This is a genomic window from Ruegeria sp. R14_0, assembly GCF_017743975.1.
Lineage (GTDB): Bacteria > Pseudomonadota > Alphaproteobacteria > Rhodobacterales > Rhodobacteraceae > Ruegeria.
Window position 1 is genome coordinate 1 of sequence record NZ_JAGHRC010000013.1, and the last position, 24,700, is coordinate 24,700.

The window sequence follows — 24,700 nt, forward strand, 5'->3', positions numbered from 1 at the left end:
CCCTATGGCACGTTGCAGGACACGGTCTACGAGGTCTATGACCTGCAGGCGATCCGGATCGACGGCGCGGCGGAGCATCCGACAGCACTTGTGCAATCCGCCGCCATGGCCTCGGTGCCGCCGCCCGTGCCGAGCTACCGCCCCGTTCTGCCGAAGACCCTCGTTCGAGACGGTCTCCTCTCTGCGCCGCAGCTCGAAAGCGTGATCTACGCGGGCAATGCGCATCAGACGCATCTCAAGGGCTGGTTCAAGCGCGGCGAGATCGAAGGCCAGCTCATGGCAGCGGCGGAGGAGGACGAAGGCGCCTTTCGCCTGCGCAAGGGCTGGTTCCTCGGCGATGGCACGGGCTGCGGCAAGGGCCGGCAGGTCGCGGGCATCATCCTCGACAATTGGCTGCAAGGACGACGCCGCGCGGTCTGGGTCTCGAAGAGCGACAAGCTCATCGAGGATGCGCGCCGCGACTGGATGGCGCTTGGGGGGCGTGAAAGCGATATCGTGCCGCTCTCGAAATTCCGCCAGGGGAGCGATATCCGTCTCCCAGAGGGCATCCTCTTCGTCACCTATGCCACCCTGCGTTCTGCTGAACGCGACGGGAAAGCCTCCCGCCTCGATCAGGTGACGTCCTGGCTTGGCGAGGGGTTCAACGGGGTCATCGCTTTCGACGAAAGCCACGCCATGGCGAATGCCGCCGGCGAAAAGTCCGACCGCGGCGACAAGAAGGCATCCCAACAAGGCCTTGCTGGCCTCGCGCTGCAAAATGCCGTTCCCGATGCCCGGGTGCTCTACGTCTCAGCGACCGGCGCGACGGTGGTCGGCAATCTCGCCTATGCCTCCCGTCTCGGGCTCTGGGGCACGGGTGATTTCCCTTTCGTGACGCGGGCCGAGTTCGTTGCCGCGATGGAGGCCGGGGGCATTGCTGCCATGGAGATGATCTCGCGCGATCTGAAGGCGCTCGGGCTCTATCTTGCGCGGTCCCTCTCCTATGCCGGGGTCGAATACGAAATGCTGGTGCATGAGCTGACGCCCGCACAGATCGCGATCTATGACAGCTATGCCGATGCCTACCAGATCATCCACACCAACTTGGAGGCCGCCCTTCAGGCCTCGGGTATTTCCTCCGAGACCGGTACGCTGAACCCCCAGGCGAAATCCGCTGCGCGCTCGGCCTTCGAGAGCAACAAGCAGCGTTTCTTCAATCATCTCATCACCGCCATGAAATGCCCTTCGCTCATCCATGCGATCGAAGCGGACCTGGCCGCGGGGCATTCGGCCGTGATTCAGGTGGTCTCGACCAGCGAGGCGGTGATGGAACGGCGCCTCGAAGAGATCCCGCCCTCGGAGTGGGACGACCTGCAGGTCGATTTTACGCCGCGCGAGAACATCATGGACTACCTCATGCACAGCTTCCCGACGCAGCTCTTCGAGCCCTACTCCGACGAGAACGGCGACCTACGCTCGCGTCCCGCCCTCGATGGTGATGGCAATCCGATTATCTGCCGTGAGGCGGAGCGGCGGCGGGATGAGCTTGTCGAGCATCTCGGTGCCCTTGCCCCGGTGCAGGGCGCGCTCGATCAGATCCTGTGGCATTTCGGGGGCGATGCGGTGGCCGAGGTCACGGGGCGCAAGCGGCGCATCGCGAGGACGCGTGAAGGGCGGCTCAAGGTCGAGAACCGAGCCGCCTCCTCCAACCTCGGCGAAACCCAGGCCTTCATGGATGACGCCAAGCGCATCCTGATCTTTTCTGACGCCGGTGGCACGGGGCGCAGCTACCACGCCGATCTTGGTGCAAAGAACCAGCGCCTCCGGGTGCATTACTTGCTTGAGCCTGGCTGGAAAGCCGACAATGCGATCCAGGGGCTGGGGCGTACCAACCGCACGAACCAAGCGCAGCCGCCGCTCTTTCGCCCCGTTGCCACAGACGTGAAGGGTGAGAAGCGGTTCCTCTCCACCATCGCCCGCCGCCTCGATACGCTCGGGGCCATCACCAAGGGGCAACGCGAGACGGGTGGGCAGAACATGTTCCGCGCCGAGGACAACCTCGAGAGCCCTTATGCACGAGCGGCGTTGCGGCAGTTCTTCTACAAGCTGCGCGCGGGCAAGATCGACGCCTGCTCCTACTCCAGGTTCCAGGAGATGACCGGGCTGACGCTCGATGAGGCGGATGGCACGATGAAGGAAACCCTGCCGCCGATCCAGCAGTTCCTGAACCGCTGCCTCGCGCTCCGCATCGACATGCAGGACGCGATCTTCGAGGCCTTCGGCGGGTTTCTTTCGGCGATAATTGAGGACGCGCGTCAGGCAGGCACCCTCGATGTCGGGCTAGAGACCCTGCGCGCCGAGAAGTTTGAGATCGTTGATCGCAAGGTCATCTTCGAGCATGAGGCGACGGGCGCGACGGCAACTGCGCTGACCGTGGAGCGTATCGATCGCAACGATCCGCTCACTCTGCCCCGCGTCAAAGCCATCTGCGCCGACACAAGAGGCGCGACGCTGTGCTGGAACAAGACCTCCAAACGCGCGGCCCTGATGGTGAAAGCGCCGGCCTTCATGGACGAGGATGGCGTGCCGATCTTGCGGGTGAAGCTCCTGCGGCCCATGGCGACCGAAATCCTCGCGCTGACCGAGTTCTCGAAGTCGCACTGGGAAGAGATCGATGATGCGATGTTCGAGCAGCTCTGGCAGGCCGAGGTCGACGCGGTGCCGGAGTTCACTACATCGAAGATCACGCTGATCTGCGGCCTCCTCCTGCCGATCTGGGACCGGCTGCCCGCCGACAACATGCGGATCTATCGTCTGCAGACCGAGGACGGGGAGCGCGCCATCGGCCGCTTGGTCAGCCAGGAACAGCTTCTCAATGTCTATGCGCGCCTTGGTCTCGACTGCCAGATTGAGATGACGCCGCAGGAGGTGTTCGGCGCGGTCATGGACGCGAAGACGACCCTCAGCCTGCTTGGGGGCTACCAGTTGCGTCGCTCTCTGGTCATGGGACAGCCGAGGCTCGAGCTGATCGGAGCGTCGGGCGCGGCACTGCCCGCATTGAAGGCCTTGGGCTGTTTCACCGAGGTGATCCAGTGGAAGACGCGGGTGTTCATCCCGGTGGATTGCACCGAGGTGCTGGCGCGGGTCCTTGCCGCGCATCCGGTTGGCGCAAGCGCAGCGGATGCAGCCGCATGAGCGCGCGGCGCAGCATCGCAGACCTCTCGGCTGATCTTGCAGACCGCGCCGAGAGTTTCTGCCGCCAGTATTTCCCCGAGGGGTCCAAGCAGGGCAACTATTGGCAGGTTGGCGACACTTCGGGCGCAAAGGGTCAGAGCCTCGCCATCCGGCTGCAAGCTCAGGGTGGGCGCAAAGCCGGATCTTGGACCGATTTCGCGACCGGTGAGTATGGCGATCTGATTGACCTGATGCATGAACGGCTTGGTTCGGTCACGCTCAAGGAAACGCTGAGGGAGGCCCGGTCCTTTCTCGGCGAGGCCCCCTGCCCTTCCTTACCTTGTGACACCCAAAGGGCTGAGTGCCCCGATGCTGCCTCTAGCAAACGCATTGCGCGGGCGCGGAAGCTCTTTGCCGCTGGCAAGCCGGTTCTCGGCACCTTGGCTGCCACCTATCTGCAGGGGCGCGGGATCACACGGCTGGGTCCGGCGCTGCGTTATCACCCGCGGGTTTTCCTGCGGCAGGGCGAGGACGACGCCGATCCGCCGCAAAGGGCCCCTGCCCTGCTCGCGAAGATCACCGACAATCGGGGCCAGATCACCGGCTGCGCACGCTTCTATCTCGACCCGTCCACCGGCGGTTTGGCCGAGATCGAGAGCCCGAAGCGGATCCTCGGACAGCTGCACGGCCATGCCATCCGCTTCTGGTCCGGCAAGGCGCGCAGCGATCTCATCGTCGGTGAAGGTCTCGAGAACACCCTCTCGGTCGGCACGGCTCTCTCCGAGTTTGACCTCGCCTCCTGTCTCACTGCCACCCATCTCGGCCTCTTCATCCCGCCGCCGGGGATCAAGCGTATCTGGATCGCGCGGGACAATGACGAAGCGGGACGAACCGCATCACTGAGACTGCGTAACCAACTGGAATCGCTTGGTATTGCCTGTGGTGGTCTCGTGCCAAACATGGGCGATTTCAACGACGATCTGCGGGCATTTGGCAAAGATGCGCTGCGCCGGTCGTTGCTTGAGGCCATGAAAGTACAAGGTCTGGAGATCGAGGACGGGTGAGCGCCAGCCCCATAAGTGACGTCCGACAGGGCAAAGGTTCCGCGGGTTCGATCTGAACCCGTTTGGAAAAGAGGAGCGATGGACCGGCGGGTCGGAGCAGAGTGCTCCTCGCCCGGACAGCAATGCGCCCCGCACCAGAAAATTCCCCTGAGCCTTCGGCTCATTCCTCGCGGGAGCAATTTTCCGGCCCTGGGCGCATTCTCCGCTGCGCTCCGATCCTGACGGATGCGGCCCGGTCGCCGCCGGTCCTGTTATCGCCCCATCCAAATCGGGTCAGATCAATCAGAGGAACCAGACAATGCCCCATCAGACAGACATCCCCGAGGAAACCGGCGTAACCTCCGCCATCCTCGACCACCTCGCACTTCATGGCGCAACACCAGGACCCGGCGAGACCGATCATCGCCCCCTGCCCCAGCCTGACGAGGTCGAGCTCGCCATGGCGACACTTTTCGACACCACTATCGGCCTCCTCACCGGCAGCCAGTTGGAAGACAATCTCGAAGAGATGCTCTGGTCCCTCACCTCGATCTTCCATCGCCGGCTTGCCCATATCCAGAAGCTTCTCGACGATAACGAATTCGAGGTCCGGGAAAGTTTGGCCATCCAGGACGGTTCCGAGGTCGCTTCGGTTGAACTGGAACGCCTCCAGTTGATCGGGCTTAAGCTCTGGGACCATCGCGACGCTTTCGAGCAGATGCGCGATCTGGCCGTGGACCACTTCTCGGCCGCCACCGGTTCACCCTGGCTGCCCCGCACCGGATCCAAGGTCTCGCATCGCGGTCTCACCTCCGCCGTGGTGGACAGCCGGGCCTATCTCTCGGCCAAGCGGCGCAAGGAGACCGAGGTTCACTGCCCCGAAGGCACGCGGATCGCCTTCTCGGGCGGGGACTATCACGCCTACGACCTGATCTGGTCCGTCCTCGATGCCACCCATGCGAAATACCCAGACATGATTCTTTTACACGGCGGCACACCAAAAGGTGCCGAGATGATCGCTGCCCGCTGGGCAGATACCCGTGGTGTCACGCAGGTGGCGTTCAAACCCGACTGGAAGAGCCATGGCAAGGCTGCCCCCTTCAAGCGCAACGACAAGATGCTCGAAACCATGCCACAGGGTCTGATTGCCACGCCCGGTTCGGGCATCACCGAGAACATCGTCGACAAGGCCCGCAAGCTCGGAATCCGCATCAAGAGGATCGGGGCTTAGGCCCCGGTTCACGCCCCGCGCAAGAGGTCCTGTACGACGGAAGGCTTCTTGGCGATCAATGCCAGCAGAACCTGTGCTGGGCCTGTCGGGTGCCGGCGCCCGTGTTCCCAGTTCAGGAGCGTACCTTTCGCGACGCCAATGCTCTTGGCGAACTCGGCCTGGGACAGGCCCGTCCGTTGCCGGACTTCGGCGACATCGACCTCCGCCACGGACACTTCATGCACTTTGGCGTCGGCCAAATCGCCATTCGCGAAGGCCAGAGCCTCTTCGAGGCCCTTGGATACAGATTTGAATGCACTCATTTTGCGTCGATGCTCCTTGGCCACGGCTGTTTTGCTGGGGCAGTAAGATACTTCGGCTTGAGCAACTAGCTATGGCCGTAGGTAAGATTAACCTTGCAAATCTTCCGTATCGTGGAGTAATTGCAAGGTATGTACAAACGCAAGACCCAACAATTCGTTCAGTCTTCCTTGGAGAGCCAAGCGGCTGTGGTCCTTCTCGGCCCCCGACAGGTCGGAAAGACAACACTTGCACTCGACATCGCATCAGAGCGCCCATCTGTCTATCTCGACCTTGAGCGTGAGGCGGACAGGCAAATCCTGACTGAACCAGATCTCTATCTGGACGAACAGGCGGGCAAACTCGTCATCCTCGACGAGGTGCAGCAGATGCCTGACCTCTTCAGAACCTTGCGCGGCCAGATCGATCAGCGTCGGCGGGCCGGGTTTCGGACGGGACAGTTCCTGCTATTGGGATCGGCTTCCAATATCCTCTTGCACCAAACGGCGGAATCCCTCGCCGGTCGTGTTCGATATGTTGAAATGCCCCCCTTGCAGCCTGACGAGGTGGGGGCCGATCAGTTGAACTTGCTCTGGCTGCGCGGCGGCTTTCCCGACAGCTTTCAGGCCGCGAGCGATCGGGCAAGTATGGACTGGCGTCTGGATTTCCTGCGCACCTATCTGGAGCGAGACATCCCTGCCCTCGGACCTCGGATTCCGGCAGCGACCTTGCGGCGGTTCTGGACGATGCTTGCGCATGTCCAGGGCGGCCTTCTGAACGCCGCGGCCCTTGCCGAGGGATTGGGCGTGTCCGGCCAGACCGTTGGGCGCTACCTCGATCTGCTCGTCGATCTCATGCTGGTGAGACGCCTGCAGCCCTGGCACGAGAATGTCGGCAAGCGTCTGGTGAAATCGCCAAAGGTCTATGTGAGAGACAGCGGCATCGTGCATGCGCTGTTGGGCATCGGCACGACAGAAGGCTTGCTCGGGCACCCGGTCGTCGGTGGCAGTTGGGAGGGGTTCTGTATCGAGGCGCTTCTTGCTGCCGTCCCTTTAGGCACCGAACCTTTCTTCTATCGCACTTCGGCCGGTGCTGAACTCGACTTGGTTTTGCGTTTGCCAAGCGGCGACATCTGGGCTGTTGAGATCAAACGGACGACTGCACCAAAGGTTTCGAGAGGATTTCACACAGGGGCCGAGGACATTGGAGCCAACCGAAAGCTCCTGGTCTATGCCGGTGAGCATGAGGTCCCCGTCGCGAAGGACATTCGAGCGTTACCACTGGCACATGCAATCGAGTTGTTGAGCGCGCTATGACCTCGTTTTTATCTCTGGCTCAGGACACTTCCATTGGTCTGAGGATAACAGCGACACGCGAAGAATCTCAGAGCCAGGTCTGGCCATTAGTCGGGCACCAGAGCGGATGAGTGTCTGGCAACTCGATGGTATCTGGACGCCTGCATCTCCGAATGCGAACGCAAACGCCCCTGTGATGCCACGGAAGGATGGGCGAATGCTCTGCCGTTGCCATCGATTTGTGATCTGACGGCTTTGGTCTTCGAAGAGTCTTGAAGTTTGGATGGACGAGAAGACAATCCCTACTCCTTGCGGCATCTCTCTCGTCTGTTCCCCTACTTTCCTTCATGGCCACCGCACTTCTCCCTTTGTCTGAGTTGCATGACATGCTGGTCGCAGCTGTCGTCCCGTCCACAAAGGTTGTCGCCGATCTTTTTCCCCTGACCCTGCGGGTCATTCCGCGCGGACCAAAAAGACCGGCGCCTGCCCCTCTCCGCTGCGCTCCGCCTTCGGTGTGGCCGGGCCTTGGCCAGCTGCAAGGTGACCATCATTGCAACGCAAACAAGGAGAAGAGCAATGACCACGAACTGCATCAAATTCACCAGCGCCGACATCGAAACCGCCAAGGGCGTCGGCTCCATCTCGACCCTGACCTTCGACCTCGACATCACGGTCGAACCCGTCGCGAGCTCGAACCCGATGGCCCCCACGCACCGCGTCCTCGGCCGCTCCCCGCGCGGCAAGTTGGTCGAGTGCGGCGGCATCTGGAAGAAGCAGAACAAGGAGACCGGCGCTGACTACTACACGCTGACCATCCGCGACCACGGCTTCAACGCCAACCTCGGCAAGGCCGCGAACCAGGACGATCTGTCCCTGCAGGCCGTCATCCCCTGGGGTCCCAAAGACGCCGCGTGACGGCTAAGGCCGGTCGGTTCTCCACCGACCGGCCCATCAAGACTCCAATCTTGAACGCGTTCAAGATTGGAGTTTTAGGGGTGGTGGAGCTTCTAAATAAGCGCCTGAAACTCATAGGCGCGTGGTATCTTTATTTTTCCTCCAAAACCGTGCTACCATAGAAGCAGAATCGAGTCGAACTCGGACCCAACCGAAGTCAGGGCTTAGGAATGAGCGGTAGTCTAGAACAGTTTTTGACGGACCTGTCACGTGGGCTTGAGCGCACGATGGTGGCAGTGAACAAGGAACTCACCTTGCGTCAGCGCATCAAGCGCACGTGGTCAATGCGCCAGTGCGCAAGGTTTATGAACGTCAGTATTCAGTATCTAACCAAGTTCGCCAATTCGAGCGACGACTTTCCCGCGGGCGAATATGTTGGAAGAGAGCGTGTTTTCACGCTTTCCGAATTGATGCACATGCGGGCCCTTCTGGCGGCCTCGGCAAAGCGGCCCTACGACTACCTAGCCTGGCGCAAACCCGACGCCCCCTTACCCGTCATCTCGTTTGCCAGCCAGAAAGGGGGCACGGCTAAGAGCCTGAGCGCCGCGCATTTTGCGCAGTATCTCAGCTTGCATTACGGCATGCGCGTTGGTGTCATGGATGCAGACCCGCAAAGCACGATAACGCTCTACTTTGTCGGGGGTGAAGGTCTTCCCCAGATGCCCGACGAAAACACCGCCTCCATGGTGGACTTTGCCGGCCTCTTCCAGTCGGAAGATGCGCCATACACTGATCACGATGCGCAGACGCTCGACAGCTTCTTTCTAAAGACCTCCTGGCCGGGGCTGCGTCTGCTGCCGGCACATGGCGAAACGTCTGAGGGAGAGATCCAGATTGCGCGCCTTGTGCGAGAGGCCCCCGCCGGAAAGAGCTTCTATCGCTACCTGCGCGATGCCCTTGATCGCTGGAAAGCGGGCCACCCGCCAAAAACGCTGCCCAACGAATTGGTAGTCGAGGGCAAGGTCGATCAGCAGCGACTGAACGCTGCGCTGACCGAGACCCTCGATGTCATCATCATCGACTATCAGCCTGCGTTGACACTTTTCCAGCTGAATAACGTGATTGCGTCGACTTCGCTGGTCATCCCGCAAACCATGAAGGGGTTTGACATCGCAACGCTGTCGACCTTTGTGACCGGCCTGCTGGGGATGCTTCAGCATATTCTGGCCCATGAACGGATCGAAATAGGAACTGGTGCCAACATGCTGTTGCCGACGATCGTCCAACGATCCAATGCGCAGGATCTAAACCACATCGGAAACCTGCTGGAACACTGCCCCACGGAAATTCTGCCGGTGTTTTATCTGCGTTCCGACGCAATCTCGAATGCGTCGGACGTCTATCAATCCGTATACGAATATGAGCCGGACACGCCGGGAAAACGCAAGGGGATCAACCGGTTCATCACGAATGCCGATGCGGTTAACGACGCCATAGTATCGCGACTCTGGCCGGGCTTCGAACGCGGTTATGCCAATACATGGATGGACGAGTTCTATGAAGATGACGGCGAGGGTGAAGCATGAAACGCAGTATTCCAAGGTCGCTGGTCAGCAAGGCTACTAGTCCCGACACATCCAAGGAGCGCACGCCCGGTCCCGAAGGCCGGGCAGAAACGGGCGACGCTGTTTCTACTCCTTTCAAGGGGGCCGGCAGTGCTTGGAAATCAGGGGCGCTTGCGCAATCGCAAGCCGCTGTGGAGCGAAGCAGAGCTGAGCTTTGTTCGGATATCTTAAACGGCCGCCACGAAATAAGCCTGTCGCCAGACCAGATATCAGATCCGATGGGGACAGACCGCCGTCAAGACTGGATGTCCCAGGAAGCATTCAGGTCTCTGGTAAACAGCATTGCCTCGAACGGGCAGGACACACCCATTCTGGTGTGGCCCGAGGATCCGGATTGGGAGCCGGATCCGTTGGAGCCGTCGAACGTCACTGGTGTTCCATTTGTCATGCTTACAGGACGCCGCCGACTGGCGGCCGCGTCGGAGTTGGGTTTACCTCTTCGTGCAATCCTCGCTTCGCCGGAAGCGCGAAACGCCGAGAACAGCAAGTTTGAGATGTTGTTTCTGCGGTTCCGCGAGAATGAGGAGCGCGAGAATCTTAGCCCATTTGAGCGTTTGGTTTCGATTGGTGAAATGTATGAAACGTTGGCTTCTGGGGCAGACAAGCTGACAGCTGTGGCCTTCGCAAAGAAAATTGGCGTGCATGAGAGCCTAGTCTCACGAGCGAGGTCTGTTTTCGCTGCGCAGGATCAGATCTTGAACGCGTTCAAGAATGTCTACGACATGAGCTTTCGTGATTTGCAGGGAGCCTTAGCGAGCTTGGAGAGGGTGAACAAACCCAAGCTCAAACCGAAGGCAAAGCCCAGAAAGCTCACGGTCAAACGCAAGGTGGGCAACCGAAATCTTTCGGCGACTTCAGTCGATGGAAACCTATCCATCAAGGTTGCAGGTGTGCCGATAGACCAAGAGCGTCTCGAGAAGCTCGGAGATTTAGTCGCCGACTACTTGAGCGCCGAAGGTTCGGGGAAGGAAACCGACTGACGACAATGTCAGCGACATATCCTCCAGAACGACGAGGCAAGGAGCAAAAAGGAACGACAATCGAAATAAAGGCAAAAGAAAAGCCCCCAAGCGGTGTGGCCTGAGAGCTGATCTTAATGGTTTGGTCACCTTCAAGATAAGTCTCGCAGGATTCACTGTCAACGACGAACGCTCCTGAGCGAACGGCTTTCTTTTGCCTCCACATAAACGGAGGTGAGATACAGGCATGAAACATACAGGTTGGCGCAAGCCGACACCGGGTCTTGGGGTTGCTGAGCAACTTGCCCAAGCCGGTGAACGGGTAGCAGTACCCAAAACACGGGCATTCGTGGCACTTAAGCGCGTGGGGGCACATATCGGCTTGAAGGCCGGAGACATGTTGCTCCTCGACACGCTCGGGGCCTTTACCCAGGCCCAGGACTGGGAGGAGGGGCAGCGTCCGATCGTCTGGGCGTCGAACGCCTATCTGATGGAGCAAACGGGTTTTTCGCTGTCTGCCCTCAAGCGCCACGCGCGGCGCCTTGCTGAGATCGGCGTGATCTCCTTCCAGGATAGCCCCAATGGCAAGCGGTGGGGCCGCAGAGACGTCGATGGCCGCATCGTCGAGGCCTATGGCTTCGATCTGTCGCCGCTCTCAGCCCGTGTCGAGGAGTTCGAGGAGCTTCATGCTGAGTTGCAGGCTGAACGCGAGCTCTGCCTACGCCTGAAGCGCCAGATCACTGTGGCGCGCCGGATGATCCGAGCCCGGATCGAGGCAGCTCTCAGCAGCGCTCTGCGTGGGCCCTGGAGGCAATTCACGGGGCTTTTTGAGGAGCTTCTGGAACGACTTCCGCGCCGTCATGAAGCTTCAGAGCAGTTGGAGCGGCTATTGGCATGGTTCAAGGAACTCCAAGAACGGGTCGAGGCGGCTTATCTTAAGGCGACTGTTGCGACAAAACCTGTGGAAAACACCGATGATAAACACGCCCAAGTCACGAAGAAGACTCAAGAAATGAACCCCAGGGAGGTCATTTCTGAACCTCATATACTAATTACAAACCAACTTAATCCTGTAACTAGTAATTCCTCTGAAAAAGAGGAAGCGGCGGGTGTGGTGCCTAATGCCCAACCCGAAGAGCGGGTTGATAGGGAGCTGGAAGACTGGGTTGCCGAGGTACGCAAGAAGCGGACAGCGCTCGATCTGCCGACAATCATGCAGGCCTGTCCGGAATTCGCATCCTGGGCGCGGAATTTGGGTGGATTCCTGAAAGATTGGGGCGATCTGCACCGGGTTGCCGGTCAACTCAGGCCGATGATCGGGATCTCTGAGCATGCCTGGAACGTGGCGCAGGACCGAATGGGCACCCAGGTGGCCACGGCCGCGTTTGCCCTCGTCTTCGAGAAGCACAGTGCGGGCGAGGTTGCCTCGCCGGGCGGCTATCTGCGGGGCATGGTCGAGAAGGCCGGGGCAGGGGAGCTGCATCTCGAGCGCAGCTTCTATGGTAGGCTCAGTGGGCAGGCGGCGTGATAGGGCAGGGGCTCAGAGACCGGCGGCTTTGGTCAGGTTCACCCGGAACCGGTCCCGGCGGCGCTGATAGCGGCGGGTCATCTCGGCGGAAGCGTGGCCGAGGTGTTTCTGGACGTAGCGCTCGTCGACTTCGGCGGAGCTGGCGAGACCGGCGCGCAACGAATGGCCGGAGAACAGCGCCAGGCGGTCTTTCTCAGGCAGGTCCGACCGGATGCCGGCGTCGAGCACGGTGCGCTTGATCAGGCGCGCGACGTGTTTGTCGTTGAGGCGTGTCTCCAGCGCCTTCTTGCCGTCCCGCGAGGTGCCGACAAAGATTGGGCCAAAGTCGATCTTGGCGAAGTGCAGCCATTGTTCGAGCGCATGGACAGGGCAGGTCTGATCCTTGGAGCCGCGGCCGATCTCGACCTCGCGCCAGCCGGTCTTGGCATTGAGGGTGAGCAGGGTGCCCTTGTCGAACACTTCAACCCAGCCGCCCGAGTCCGGCGTGTCGTCCTTGTGGACATCGAGGCTGACGATTTCCGAGCGACGAAGGCCGCCGGCGTAGCCCAGCAGCAGGATCGCGCGATCCCTGAGGCCGCGCAGGTCAAAAGGCAGGGTGGCCACCATCGCAAGGATGTCATCGGCCAGGATCGCTTCCTTTTGCACCGGCGGACGGGCGTGTTTGCGTTTGATCCCGGCCAGCACGGTGGCGATATGGCGGTTCTTGCGATCGAGGGCAAAGCCGCGCTGCGCATAGTTCCAGGCAAGGCCCGACAGGCGGCGGTCGATGGTGCTGACCGATAGGGCAGGGGAGGGGCCCGCTCCGGACGCCAGGTCCGCAAGGTAGAGCCCGATCATTTCGGGCGACGGGGGCAGAGTCTCCGCGCCCTTCATCCGGCACCAGCGCGCGAAATGCGCCCAGTCTTTCGCATAGGCCTTCAGCGTATTGTCCGAGGCCGCGGCGCGCGCATAGTCGCGCGCGGTATCCACCAGCCGATCGAGCGTGCCTGAACCAGCCACAAAGGAAGGAAGGCTCAAAGCCTCGCTGCTGGGATGATCTCTCTCGTTGTTCTCGCTGACCGAAGGCCCATTTGGCGGCTTTGAGATCGATTTCTCGTTGTTTTCTGACATGTCGCTGAGCATATTCTTTGGTGTCCGATAATGCAAACTTATTGGACATAGCGCGATCTTGCAGGCTGCGGCGGTTCTAACGCTATTTTCTGGTGAAAAGCGCCGCGATGACGTAGGCTCCAAGCATGACATATGCTCGGCTCGATCACACCAGCGACCTCGACACATTACCCCGGATGCCCGCCTGGGTCACCTCAGCGCGGGCTGAAAGCCTTGAAGATGTTGCGTTTTTGTCGGGCGCAGCGCTGAGCCACCTGCATGTTGTGCTGGAGCGCGAGGAGGTGCCCCAAGCCTTGTTGCGGGATCGGCTCGCGCTGCGCGCAGCGGAGGCCTGTGTCGCGTTTTCGGGGCGCCTGGAGAGAGCAGGGGATCTGCGCGACGCGGTGCATTTGTTGCGTTCTGGCGATCTGCCGGGACCGGCTGGCGAGACCTGCCTCGCCTGGCGGCGCGCGGTGGAGCGGCCGGTGTCGACCAAGGCTCTGGATCGAGCCTTGCCGGCCTTCGAGTCGGGCAAGATCGCGATGTGGCTCAATGCAGGGAAGGGGGCGCCGGTGACTCGGGCCGCGATGGTGCTGGAGGCGGTGCTGACGGAGGCGCCACGCGCTGACGTAGCTTCGCTGGTCCTCGCGGATGCGGCTCTCGCCCAAACATTCGGTTGGGATCATCTCGTGCCGTTGTTGGCCGCGGGTCTGAAACGTGCCGACCTGCGCAAGCAGGGCGACGATTTGCGTCTCGTCTGTCATCGGGCACTCATCTTATCGGCGGTCGAGGCTGTGCGTCTCTCCGCCGACCTCGCGCGTCGGGCGGCACACCTAAAGGCCGTTGCGCCAAAGCTTCGCGCCAAGGGAGCGGATGCCGCTGTCGAGATGTTCCTCACCCGCGATGCCGTGGCACCTTTGGCCTTGCCCTTGTCGGATCGCGCCGCGCGGCGGCTTTGCGACCGACTGGTCGATCTCGGCGCGGTGCGCGAGCTGACAGGGCGAGACACGTTTCGGCTCTACGGGGTGTAGCGATGGCGAAGGATCGTTCAGAGCCGGACCTGGACCGTGAGTTGGCCGACCTGCCGCCTGAGCTGCGCTGGCGGGAATGGATGCGCCGGATCGAGGCGGTGCTGTTTGCCTCGGCCTCGCCGGTGCCGCGCGAAGACCTGGCGCGCGTGGTGGGGCAGGGGGTCTCGGTGGATCTGTTGGTCGAGGATCTCGTCGCCGATCTGGAAGGGCGGGCCTTCGAGATCGCCCAGGTCTCTGGCGGCTGGATGTTTCGGACGCGGGCGGCCTACGCTCCCGCGATCCGGGTCGCCGCGGATGTCGAGGATCAGCTACTCGACCTGAGTGAATTCGACGTCGCGGTCTTGGCCGCCATCGCCTATCACCAGCCGATCACGCGCGACGGGCTCAAGGACATCTTCGGCAAGGAGATCAGCCGCGACCTGATCGGTCGGCTGCATGCGCGCGACTTGATCGGGACCGGGCCACGATCGCCGCGCCGCGGTGCGCCATACACATTTGTGACGACCGAGCAGTTCCTTGTTGCATTTGATCTGGAGACTCTCGCGGATCTGCCAGAGCGGGAGCAGTTGGAGGACGCAGGTCTGGATGGCGGGTCATAGGAATGGTTGCGGGCTGGCGATCCCCGTATTGGCCAAACGGTGAGGCATGTCGTGGACATTTCGTGACGCTCTCAGTTGTGACTTGTTGAGAGAACTCAGGCTTCGATCCTGAGCCCTCTGAACAGAGCTTCCCAAGGGTCCCCATCCTCGGTCATCGCGCCCGGTTCCAGGTTTGCTATGTTCTCGTCGATGACTGCGTTGTGGTAGTTCTTGAGCCAGCTGTATTTGCGCCGCACCGTCGCGTTGGGACTGTCGGCGAGACCGCTCTCCACCAACGTTTTGTGCCTACCCAGAAACTCGATCCAGCCGGCGTATTCGCCGTCGAGCTCGCTCAGACTGGCGCGAAGATAGTCGATGTAGTGGAGGCCTGACTCGTCCTGGCGCAGGAGGTTGTTCAGGTGACGCTCTTCATCCTCATAGGAATGTCCTTCCCGCCAAAGCGTTTGGTCCTGTCGGTGGCGTTCGATGACATCTTCATGGATCGCAATGCGCGGGAAGATGACCTCGCCTTCTTCCATGAAATAAGCCTGAACGAGGGCAGGCCCAAACACCGGACCACTGAAGTCGATGCCGAGATGCATAGGGCCGATGGTCATCGCGCCGCGCACCATTATGCCGTTCGCCACGCATTCGATCTGGATGTGCAGCAGATCGATGAGTTCCCAGACCAAAGGGCCAGCCTGGTACTGAGTTTCAATGGTTCTGGTTCTTACGATCGCGTCAGACACGATCTCTGCATGGACTTCGCTGATCATCCGCATCTCGTCGGAGCGGGTGGGCGGCGTGGCATCCCCTTCGGACACCCTGCGAAACATCGAAAGCAAGTGCCTGATCTCTGCACCGCTTCGCGTGTGCAGGAGGTTCCTGAAACCGAGGACATCAAAAAAGGTCACAAGGCATTCTTCGTAGTCGGGGTCGTTCTCGAAATCAGTCATCTCTGGTCCATCTTCAGCCGAGGAGCTTCTCCAACTCTTCCCCTTGGGCGGCATGCTTCTTGGGGTTTTCTGCTTTCAGCTTGTTCACGTTGATGAGCTTCCATCGGACCGCTGGAAGCTCGGCCGCTTGAGGGCGGTCGATCGCGTCGAAGTCTGGATCGCCGTCATGCAGGGTTCTCAGAAACCTCTTCGCGCCCTCATCCAAGCGGGATTGGATATCACCGATCAGGCGGTCGCGCGTTGAGACCAATTCCGTTAGGTCGACTGCTTCCTTCGTCATGCCCTCGAATTCCCGCGCGTAGGGCTGATCTAGATCGATCAGGTTTGGATTCAGCAGTTCGTGCGGCGGGCGTGGTGAACTCGCGAGGTAGATCAGAAACGTGCGGAACAACTCGTCGGTAAACCCTTCGTTCTCGTAGAGCAGTTTAACGTCGTAGAGGTCTCGCGGGTGCTGGCGATCTAGGGCCGCATGTAGCTTGCCGCCGAACAAATCCTCGAAGGAGACGATGTTCATCGTCGCATATCCGAACGCCTCCTCGACGGCTTCGGAGACTTCGCGTTGTTCCGGATCATGCACGACGCCCCGGGTAACGGGGGAGGTTTCGATTTTGATTTCGGCTGTGCCGAGGCGGGCGAGCGCACGCGTGGCGCCGCCGCCACCGCCGGCAATTCGCTGCGCTTTGGCGCCGGCGATGCCGCCTTCGATGGCGGCGGTAATCCGGTCCATCGCGTCGTTGATCTCGACGAGGCTGTCGGCGCGGTCCTTGACAGGCAGATAGGTCAGATCGATATCGACCGAGAGGCGCGGAAGGTCGCGATAGAAGAGGTTGATGGCCGTCCCGCCCTTGAGCGCAAATATCTCCTCCTTCGCCACATATGGAAGTACCCGTACGAGCAGGGCCACTTGGGCGGCATAGTCTTCACGCGCCATCACCACGTTCCTTTCTTACAAACTCTTCGGGCACCATGATCCTGTAGCGTGGATGTATCTTGCCGCCTTTGACCAATGCGCGATCCCCGCTGCCGAGGTCGAAGTCTTCCGGATCGAGACGCTTGCGCCAGGCATGGTCGTGGCGGTCGGCGAACACGAAGAACAGGCGTTTGACCTTGATCTTCTTGCAACTTCTGAGCAGTGCCGAGAGGGTTCTTGGGCGCAACGTCGTCAGGCTTTCGAACACCATGTCGAGGTTGTGAAAGCTCTCCTGATCCGGCAACTCGTCAAGCGCTTCGAGGATGGCGCGTTCCGGCGAGGACATCACCAGTTTCCAGTCCCATGGCAGGGACGATGCTGTCTCGTTGAGATTATTTCGCGCGTCATTGACACCCAACTCTGGATCGGAGAACAGCGATACGCTGCGTGTGCGGAGTTCGGTGTTGAGCGGCAGTTTTTCGAGCCAGTTGGGGATTTTTGAGCCGTAGAGCCAGACTGTGCTCTTGTCGCCGAGTGAGAGGTAGTGCGCATAGCCTTGCAGGCCCAATGCCGTCGCCCCCCCGATATGGACAGGGTAGTGCATGATGTGCTGGAGCGAGAGCAGGCTGGTCTTCCAGTCGAGCGTATTCGTGGTGGCGCTGCTTGGTGCGGGACGGCGGAACACTCCGCGTCCTAGGCGTTCTAGCCAGCCGCGTTGCACATAGCCGTAGGACGAACGCCGACCTATCCCGTGGTGCTCCAGCCAGGCGGAGTCCACGAGGAACCCCGTGGGGACAGCCTCAAGAAGACTCTTTAGTTTTTCGTGTTCTTGTCCACTCATGGGCGACATAATGATGTATTTTTAAAGATGCCGCCACTTGTTTCTGTGATAACCTGTGAGATAGTCCGTCAAGGATCGACAAATTCTGGAATTTTCAAAGAGACTGGTGGTTGTCAGCTCTGAAGCTCACCAGCAAAGCAGGGCGTGGATGCCCTCGGAGGGCTGAGAAGACATCCGGCCATTCGGATCGAACAGTCGAAGCTATGTGCCCCTGTCGAAGCCGCTGCGCCAAACCAGAGTCAGGTTTCACTTTCGATTGTGGCGTTCTTTTGCCCATACAAACATCGCACCGACGGCAGCATTGGCTTGCTGCACGCTGAACACTTCCGGTTCGAACGCGCCCGCCCATTGCTTTGTATCGCGATGTTCCGGGTGGTGTTTGTCGGTCAGCGCGTCGAGAAACTCTTCGTAAGAGTAGGGTCCTCCACAGTCCTCTGGCGGGCAGGCTCGCTCTCCGTCAACACAGGCGGGAAAGTCCAGATCTGGTCTTCCGGTTGGTTTGCTAAACTTCTCAACGGTGACGAGATGCCGCCAGCCATCGCCGAAATCATAAGTGTATGTGAACTGACTGCCTTTCTTGACCAGCTTTCCAAGAGTAAACCTCTTCTCGTCCTTCCGCCCATCGGTAGGGTCCCAGCTGTCGTCACTTTCGTCGCGGGCCTCGAACCTGTCTTCGCCAATCTCGAACTCATGCAAATGATAGTCTTGCCAAGGCATAGCGCCCTGGAGAACGGAATGCAGGATGTCCAAGCTGATGTCATTCGGCACGACGATACGGCGCCAGATGGGTGGTTTGATGCCAACCAGTTCGATTTTCAGCTCAATCAAAGTGTGTTCCGCCTGTCTCAATGGCCCTGCCGTTGAAGTAACTTTTGATTCTTAAGTTGAAGCATTCAAGGGGAACATTGGCCCCTCCCGCCCTTTGGCCAGGACCGCGCCCTACTCGGTCGGCTGCGCGCAGCCGCCCTCCCCGAGCTGAAACGCCGCCTCTCCCTGCGACGTGCCGCTGGCCCGGCCGTCTCCTCCGGAGCCAGCCCGACCAGCCGTCGCATGGTCGTGGCAACGCTTCATCTCGGCCGTTCCGGTTACGGTCACTGGGGCAGGGGTGTGCCCGCAACGGTGCGAACAGATGTATGTGGCCATCGGCCCAATCAAGCATAAAGCATGGGAAGTGCTTCAACCATGACGTTAGTCGTTGCAAAGATGGCTGTGCAAAATAGTGTGGTTCGGAGAGGGTTCCGATAATGTCTTCAATAATCAAGTTTTTCCGAATTACATTCTTTCTCGTCCTGTATTTTTTCTTATGTATGGTCGTGGTGACCACAATGCTTCAGGGTTGGCCGATTGGCGGCCAGATGTTGTTTGCATTTGGTGTTCCCGTCATTCTGGTCTGGTGGCAAGAAAAACGGAGATCGCGGAAAGTCGCTGCAAAGGCGCAAGCTGAGGGGAGTTCCGAAAATCTACCCCCCCGACCTGAGCCGGTGCCGCGCCCAAGTGCCTACGACAAGCGTATCGAGCGTGAGCGCGAACGAACTCGCGAAGCCAACGCGTCCAAACAGCCGGCTGCCGTGCAGGCTTACTCCCCACCAAAGCAGGACTACGCTGAAATCGTTCGGGCTGGAAAGTCTGCGGCGCCGGCACTTGCCGCGGCCGCTGAACGAAATCAGCCCTCGCGAGTGGCATCGAGCGCATCGGTCCGATCATCGAAAAGCGGGTGGGTCCCGTCTTATGAAACAGCTAGCGTCGCCGGCCGCAACATCGGCGGGATGGTCTATGTCGGCACGGCTCCCTTGCTGAACACCTACGGGTATCGTGACAAGTGCCGAGCCTATATCGATCCGTCTCTGTCTGTCGCGCGCTCTGGAGCCGACAAAGCTGGTGAAGGTATGCCTTACTGGCCCGGATACGCGGATATCTCACCTCAGTGCCGGGCGACCTACCTCGACTGGTTGGCCAGCGGGCGCAACGACGCCTCCTACAACCCCGGATACATGTTCCTGTACTTCTACGGGCTGGAGCGTCGCTTCTTCGTCGATCAGTCCAACGAAGATGCCAAGGATATCGTCCAGGAAGTTCGGCGGCTGCATTCACTTTACCCTGACAACCACTCCGTCAGGCGCTATTTGGGTGAGTTCCTCGACATTGCGATGCTTGCCGAAACCGACCTCGACGCTATCGAACCGATTTTCGAGAAGCAGGGCTGGGAACTTCCGTTCTCACTCAAATACGCAATCGGAGCTCGGATCGACAAAGGCGAGAACCTGACGGCTGACTGGTTGCTGAGTTGGTTCATCTGCCATCCGGAAACAAATCTGAGAACTCCCGCGACGCGGTGCCGTGACGAGTTCGTCGCTCTTTTCCGTATGCGGTTTGATCGGCGTTTTCCTGATGGGCTCAAAGTGACAAAACCCCGGAAATCACTCACGGCATCCTATCGCGCCGCCTCCAGCGAGTTTCAGGGGTCAGTCAATCCGACCGTGGATGGCAAACCCGTGCCCGACATCTCCGGCTTGCGCAAGCCGGTCGAGATTGCGCAAGAGCTGGCTGACGAGGTGATGAACGACCTCGACAAGCTCAGTCGCTTCCTGGGCCGAAACCCTGACGGCCGCGGAAGTGTGGAAGCGCATGCCTTGCTACCCTCTGAACTTTGGGATGCTTTCCCATCAGAGGAAATGGACCGCTTGAAATCTTGGGCAAGCGATATCGTCGATCGCGGGGGATTGGTGCCGCTTGAGGAGGTGATCGGACGACTGGAGGGAGAAACGAACGAGAAGATCGGAAAACGGCAAATGACAGGAGCCGCCGACGCGCTCGCGCGCCTCGGTTTCGGTCTGGCGCCCGACCCTCGGTTTGCGCTCCGGTCGCCCAAGACGGAGGAGCCTGTTGTGCTGTTTCGTCTGGGCGAACCCATCGAAAGACTGGAGGACGTTTCCGACAGCTATCGAAGCGCCTTGATCGAATTGGCACTTGGGTCGTTAGTCGCCCATGCTGATGGTCGCATCGCGGAGCCTGAACGCAGGGCGTTGGAAGATCAGGTTTCTGCCACGGCCCTCAGCGATCAGGAACGCCGCAGGCTGCGTGCAAACCTTGAATGGTTCCTGGCCGTGCCACCGGACATGACGCTTCTGCGGCGCAAACTGAAGGAGGTGGGCCAAGACAGCCAAGCCGCTATGCGGGCAGCGCTGGTCGGTGCAGCACATGCCGATGGCATTATTCACTCCGACGAAGTCGCAAGCATCGAGAAAATCTACAAGGCTTTGGGACTTGATCCTGCGCTTGCCTACACCGACCTGCATGCTGGCGAAGTTGCGGATGGTCCACGCACTGTTCGCGCGTCGCAACCGGGTCGCCCGGGCGAAGCGATACCCGCGCTCGAAAAAGCCAGCGGACCGAAACTCGACGCTTCACGGATCGCAGCAATTCGTTCGGACACAGAGCGCGTGTCGTCCGTCCTCGGTCAGATTTTCGATGTCAAAGAGGAAGAAAGTGGTGCCTCCGCGCCTGCCAGCCAAAGCCAGCTGGTAGGGCTTGACCCGAAACACGGCGCCCTTGTCCTCGAACTGGTCACTCGAGAGCATTGGTCTGAAACCGAGTTCGAGACGATCTGCGCCTCGCATGGGTTGATGGCATCCGGGGCTTTGGAAGTCGTGAATGAATGGGCTTTTGAGACCTACAACGAAGCACTGCTCGACGAGTATGATGGATATGACGTGTCTCTGGAAATTGCGGAGGCGGTAAAAGAAAAGATGAGTGCGGAGGGCAGGGATGTCTAAGTTGAAACCACGTGAACGCGATGCAATCGTACAGGCGCTTCGGGCCGGGGTCGTGCCCAAACTCGGTTTGCGCCATATTCAGGTTGGCCGCGTCCGAGAGATTGAAGAGCTCGTCAAGGACATGGACCGGATATCCGATGGCGGATCGGCGATCCGGTTCATCATCGGGGAGTACGGATCGGGCAAGACGTTCTTCATGAACCTGATCCGCCTCGTGGCTCTGGAGAAAGGCCTGGTCGTGATGTTCGCGGATTTAGCGCCAGATCGGCGCATTCACGCGACCGGCGGACAAGCTCGCGGGCTGTATGCCGAGATGGCCCGAAACCTCTCGACGCGGACCAAGCCCGATGGCGGGGCATTGGCCAGCGTGGTGGAGCGATTTGTCAGCCAGGCTCACCGAGATGCTGAAGAACGGGATTTGCCCACGGGGACCGTCATTCGTGAACGCCTTGGCCACTTTGAAGAACTTACCGGAGGGTTTGAGTTCGCCGAAGTCATCCGTCGATATTGGGAAGGCCATGAGACCGGCGACGACGAGTTGAAATCCGCAGCCCTGAGATGGCTGCGCGGCGAGTTCGCGACACGCACCGACGCGCGCAAAGCACTTGGTGTGCGAACGATCATCGACGACGCCAGTGTCTATGACCATCTGAAGCTGATGTCGGCATTCGTGTGCGAGGCCGGGTATAAAGGATTGCTGGTCGGCCTCGACGAGATGGTGAACCTCTACAAGCTCACTTCGTCGCAGGCCCGCAATGCAAACTACGAACAGATCCTCCGGATCCTGAACGATGTGCTGCAGGGTAGCGCCGAGAACCTCGGATTCCTTATGGGTGGAACCCCGGAGTTTCTGATGAACACCCGTCGAGGGCTCTATAGCTACGAAGCCCTTCAATCGCGTTTGGCCGAGAACACCTTCGCGCGGGACGGATTGGTCGACCTTTCAGGACCGGTTGTCCGGCTGGCCAGCCTGACCCCTGAAGATCTCTTCGTTCTTCTGGCCAATGTGCGGCGGATCATGCAGGACGATGCCGGTGCTCTGCCGGACGACGCGCTCGAGGCCTTCATGGCGCATTGTTCGGACCGGATCGGTGAAGCTTACTTCCGCACCCCGCGCAATACGGTGACGGCATTCGTGAACCTGCTTTCCGTGCTTGAGCAAAACCCCGGTGTCGAGTGGAGCGATCTGATCGAAAAGATCGAGGTCTCCGAAGACCTCGGCGAAGACATGAACGAGGTAGACGAGTCGACTGGTGCCCAAGACCCCGGTGACGATGATCTGATCAGCTTCAAGCTCTGACGCCGATGAGCAGTGCGTTCGACAAACTGGCGAGGCCTGTGCAGAAATGGATACGCCAGAAAGGTTGGCGCGAACTTCGCGACATCCAGGCGCGATCCATCCGGACGATCTGCGAATCCAATGCCGATTTAATCGTTGCAGCTTCTACGGCGGGCGGAAAGACCGAGGCGGCGTTCCTGCCGTTGATTTCACAGGTGCTTGACGAGCCGTCGGGCGGCACCGGCTTCGACCTGCTCTACATCGGTCCGCTGAAAGCCCTGATCACGGACCAGGCCATGCGGCTGGAGGGCATCTGCCAGGAAGCAGAGCTTCCGGTTGTTCCCTGGCACGGAGATGTCTCGCAATCCATCAAGACGCGCGCGTTGATATCTCCAAAAGGGATCCTTCTGATAACCCCAGAGTCCCTTGAGGCGCTTTTCATTCGTCGCGGTTTGGAAATTGCCCGCCTGTTTGGGGCGACACGGGCGGTCGTGATCGACGAGCTGCACACAGTTCTGGACAGCGAACGCGGTGTCCAGCTTCGTTCACTGCTCACACGGCTCGAGCTCGCGATAAAGCGCCCAATCCGTCGGATAGGTCTGTCAGCTACGCTAGGCGACATGGACCTCGCTAAGGCCTATCTTCGCCCTGACGCCGCAAACGCTGTCCAGCTGATCGAAGCAGATGGCGGCGAGGCTGAATTGAAGCTTCAGCTTCGCGGTTACCTTTCCGGCGATGAAGATGAAAACAGCCCATCCGCAACGGACGCGATCGCAGCACATCTTTTCAAACACCTTCGAGGCAGCGACAACCTGGTCTTCGCCGGAGCGCGTCAACGGGTCGAGATTTACGCAGATCGGTTGCGGGAGCTTTGCGAACGGGAGCACCTGCCACAGGAATTCTATCCCCACCACGCGAGCCTCTCCCGAGAACACCGTGACTTCGTTGAGCGGCGCTTGAAGGACCCTGCGAAACCGACGACAGCCGTTTGCACATCGACGCTCGAGCTTGGAATCGACATCGGTGACGTGACCTGCGTGGCTCAAATCGGTGCGCCATTCAGCGTCGCCGCGTTGCGACAACGGCTTGGCCGATCAGGCCGGCGTGAAGGACAGCCGGCCATTCTCAGGCAGTATGCTGTCGAAGCCAAGTTGACGCCGGAGAGCAGTTTCGTGGATCGTCTTCGCCTCGGCCTGATCAGGTCCATCGCGATGATAGACTTGCTGCTGGAAGGCTGGTGCGAACCTCCAAAACCTCAGGCGCTTCATCTCTCGACGCTCGTCCACCAGATACTGTCAGTCATAGCGCAGCGCGGCGGTGCGTCTGCAAGCGTGGTCTACAATGTGCTCTGCCGCGAAGGCCCCTTTCGGAAGGTCACAACCGAAGTCTTCGCAGATGTGTTGCGTGCAATCGGCCACCCAGAAACCGGCTTGATCGAACAGGTCGGCAGCGGGCTGTTGCTTTTGGGACCCGCGGGCGAAAAACTGGTTGAGCATTACAGCTTCTATGCGGTGTTTCAGACGCCTGAGGAATTCCGGTTGGTCGCAGAGGGGCGGGACCTTGGAACCCTGCCGATCGATAATGTTCTTGCCCCTGGGATGCTATTAATATTCTCTGGGCGACGTTGGGTTGTTCAAGAAATCCATGATCGTGAAAAGGTCATCGTCGTCAAACCCGCGAAGGCTGGTGTGCCGCCCGTCTTCGGCGGCGATGCGGGGGACATTCATGACAAAGTGATCGACCGAATGTTCGCCGTGCTCGAGGGGGATTCCAGCCCAGCTTACATGGATACAGTCTCTTTGATGATGCTCGAGGAAGCGCGTGCTCACTATGAACAGCTGGGGTTTAGGGCCAATAACCTACACACCATTGGCGAGCATACATCAGTCATTGCGACGCGGGTCGGTACTGTGAAGACATCAACCCTCGCGCTAGCACTGAGAAGTGAGGGGTTTTCGGTCGAACTGCATGACGGGTTTCTGATGGTGGAGGCCGGGGACGAAACCCCCGATCTTCAAACGGTACTAGCGCACATTCGATCTGGCGAACCTGTCGATCTGTTCGCTGGAGCTGGGAATTTAATGTCGGAGAAGTTTCATCCTTACCTGTCGCAGCCCCTCTTGGAGTTGGATGCAATTTCTTCCAAGCTTGCGCCCGATACTCTTACCGCGATGGTCGGTAGAATCGTCCCAGCATAATATGTGCGGCAATACTCGTTGACTGTTTTCATCGCTCC

The 24,700-nt window shown here is 59.9% G+C and carries 19 protein-coding genes; 13 read left to right on the forward strand and 6 right to left on the reverse strand.

Annotation, left to right across the window (positions count from 1 at the left end):
* From J7416_RS21875 to J7416_RS21885, 3 genes are all read left to right on the forward strand, one after another.
* On the forward strand, positions 1 to 3,174 hold a 3,174-nt coding region (locus tag J7416_RS21875), incomplete at its 5' end, for a strawberry notch family protein (RefSeq protein ID WP_209227855.1).
* A complete protein-coding gene (locus J7416_RS21880; protein WP_008335668.1) occupies positions 3,171 to 4,217 on the forward strand; it encodes a toprim domain-containing protein in 1,047 nt (348 codons plus the stop codon). The genes J7416_RS21875 and J7416_RS21880, both read left to right, overlap by 4 nt.
* 298 nt (positions 4,218 to 4,515) lie before the next feature.
* The gene (locus J7416_RS21885) at positions 4,516 to 5,427 is read left to right on the forward strand and encodes a DUF2493 domain-containing protein (protein WP_009804234.1); all 912 of its coding nucleotides are present in this window, start codon (positions 4,516 to 4,518) and stop codon (positions 5,425 to 5,427) included.
* Between the two features lie 8 nt (positions 5,428 to 5,435).
* Here J7416_RS21885 and J7416_RS21890 read toward each other — a convergent pair whose 3' ends face one another.
* The gene (locus J7416_RS21890; RefSeq protein WP_008335665.1) at positions 5,436 to 5,729 is read right to left on the reverse strand and encodes a helix-turn-helix domain-containing protein; all 294 of its coding nucleotides are present in this window, start codon (positions 5,727 to 5,729) and stop codon (positions 5,436 to 5,438) included.
* A gap of 129 nt (positions 5,730 to 5,858) precedes the next feature.
* On the opposite strand from J7416_RS21890, the gene J7416_RS21895 reads away from it, so the two are divergent.
* The 5 genes from J7416_RS21895 to repC all read left to right on the forward strand — a co-directional run bounded on the left by J7416_RS21895 (position 5,859) and on the right by repC (position 12,007).
* Positions 5,859 to 7,022, forward strand: coding sequence for an ATP-binding protein (locus tag J7416_RS21895; protein WP_209227857.1), 1,164 nt, complete (start codon positions 5,859 to 5,861; stop codon positions 7,020 to 7,022).
* 555 nt (positions 7,023 to 7,577) lie between these two features.
* The gene (locus J7416_RS21900) at positions 7,578 to 7,916 is read left to right on the forward strand and encodes a DUF736 family protein (RefSeq protein ID WP_008335659.1); all 339 of its coding nucleotides are present in this window, start codon (positions 7,578 to 7,580) and stop codon (positions 7,914 to 7,916) included.
* Between the two features lie 209 nt (positions 7,917 to 8,125).
* Positions 8,126 to 9,481 carry a ParA family protein gene (locus J7416_RS21905; protein WP_009804235.1) on the forward strand — a complete coding sequence of 452 codons (1,356 nt, stop codon included), beginning with the start codon at positions 8,126 to 8,128 and terminating at the stop codon, positions 9,479 to 9,481.
* On the forward strand, positions 9,478 to 10,500 hold the full coding sequence (locus J7416_RS21910) for a ParB N-terminal domain-containing protein (protein ID WP_037207731.1): 1,023 nt from the start codon (positions 9,478 to 9,480) through the stop codon (positions 10,498 to 10,500). The genes J7416_RS21905 and J7416_RS21910 overlap by 4 nt, the downstream gene beginning before the upstream one ends.
* A gap of 226 nt (positions 10,501 to 10,726) precedes the next feature.
* A complete protein-coding gene (gene repC / locus J7416_RS21915; protein ID WP_081940158.1) occupies positions 10,727 to 12,007 on the forward strand; it encodes a plasmid replication protein RepC in 1,281 nt (426 codons plus the stop codon).
* Between the two features lie 12 nt (positions 12,008 to 12,019).
* Here repC and J7416_RS21920 read toward each other — a convergent pair whose 3' ends face one another.
* Complete coding sequence (locus J7416_RS21920) at positions 12,020 to 13,129, reverse strand: tyrosine-type recombinase/integrase (RefSeq protein ID WP_008335646.1); 1,110 nt, start codon at positions 13,127 to 13,129, stop codon at positions 12,020 to 12,022.
* Between the two features lie 113 nt (positions 13,130 to 13,242).
* Between J7416_RS21920 and J7416_RS21925 the strand changes: the two genes are divergently transcribed.
* Together J7416_RS21925 and J7416_RS21930 are read left to right on the forward strand one after the other, a co-directional pair.
* On the forward strand, positions 13,243 to 14,127 hold the full coding sequence (locus tag J7416_RS21925) for a DUF1403 family protein (RefSeq protein WP_084353839.1): 885 nt from the start codon (positions 13,243 to 13,245) through the stop codon (positions 14,125 to 14,127).
* 2 nt (positions 14,128 to 14,129) lie between these two features.
* Positions 14,130 to 14,726, forward strand: coding sequence for an SMC-Scp complex subunit ScpB (locus J7416_RS21930; RefSeq protein WP_133840908.1), 597 nt, complete (start codon positions 14,130 to 14,132; stop codon positions 14,724 to 14,726).
* A 95-nt stretch (positions 14,727 to 14,821) separates the two neighbouring features.
* On the opposite strand, the gene J7416_RS21935 is transcribed toward J7416_RS21930, so the two are convergent.
* The 4 genes from J7416_RS21935 to J7416_RS21950 all read right to left on the reverse strand — a co-directional run bounded on the left by J7416_RS21935 (position 14,822) and on the right by J7416_RS21950 (position 18,240).
* Positions 14,822 to 15,661: a hypothetical protein gene (locus tag J7416_RS21935; RefSeq protein WP_084353837.1), complete on the reverse strand. Its 840-nt coding sequence runs from the start codon at positions 15,659 to 15,661 to the stop codon at positions 14,822 to 14,824.
* Between the two features lie 13 nt (positions 15,662 to 15,674).
* Positions 15,675 to 16,592, reverse strand: a complete 918-nt coding sequence (locus J7416_RS21940; protein ID WP_084353836.1) for a nucleotidyl transferase AbiEii/AbiGii toxin family protein — start codon at positions 16,590 to 16,592, stop codon at positions 15,675 to 15,677.
* The gene (locus J7416_RS21945) at positions 16,582 to 17,412 is read right to left on the reverse strand and encodes a type IV toxin-antitoxin system AbiEi family antitoxin domain-containing protein (RefSeq protein ID WP_084353844.1); all 831 of its coding nucleotides are present in this window, start codon (positions 17,410 to 17,412) and stop codon (positions 16,582 to 16,584) included. Before J7416_RS21945 ends, J7416_RS21940 begins: the two co-directional genes overlap by 11 nt.
* Positions 17,413 to 17,658: 246 nt before the next feature.
* A complete protein-coding gene (locus J7416_RS21950) occupies positions 17,659 to 18,240 on the reverse strand; it encodes a plasmid pRiA4b ORF-3 family protein (protein WP_235866649.1) in 582 nt (193 codons plus the stop codon).
* A gap of 416 nt (positions 18,241 to 18,656) precedes the next feature.
* Between J7416_RS21950 and J7416_RS21955 the strand changes: the two genes are divergently transcribed.
* From J7416_RS21955 to J7416_RS21965, 3 genes are read left to right on the forward strand one after another with little or no spacing between them, the layout of a single operon-like run.
* The gene (locus tag J7416_RS21955) at positions 18,657 to 21,185 is read left to right on the forward strand and encodes a TerB N-terminal domain-containing protein (RefSeq protein WP_133840909.1); all 2,529 of its coding nucleotides are present in this window, start codon (positions 18,657 to 18,659) and stop codon (positions 21,183 to 21,185) included.
* Positions 21,178 to 22,485 (forward strand): ATP-binding protein, encoded by a 1,308-nt coding sequence (locus tag J7416_RS21960; protein ID WP_084353833.1) that lies wholly within the window; start codon positions 21,178 to 21,180, stop codon positions 22,483 to 22,485. The genes J7416_RS21955 and J7416_RS21960 overlap by 8 nt, the downstream gene beginning before the upstream one ends.
* 5 nt (positions 22,486 to 22,490) lie before the next feature.
* Positions 22,491 to 24,662, forward strand: coding sequence for a DEAD/DEAH box helicase (locus J7416_RS21965; RefSeq protein ID WP_084353832.1), 2,172 nt, complete (start codon positions 22,491 to 22,493; stop codon positions 24,660 to 24,662).
* The last annotated feature ends 38 nt before the right edge of the window (positions 24,663 to 24,700 follow it).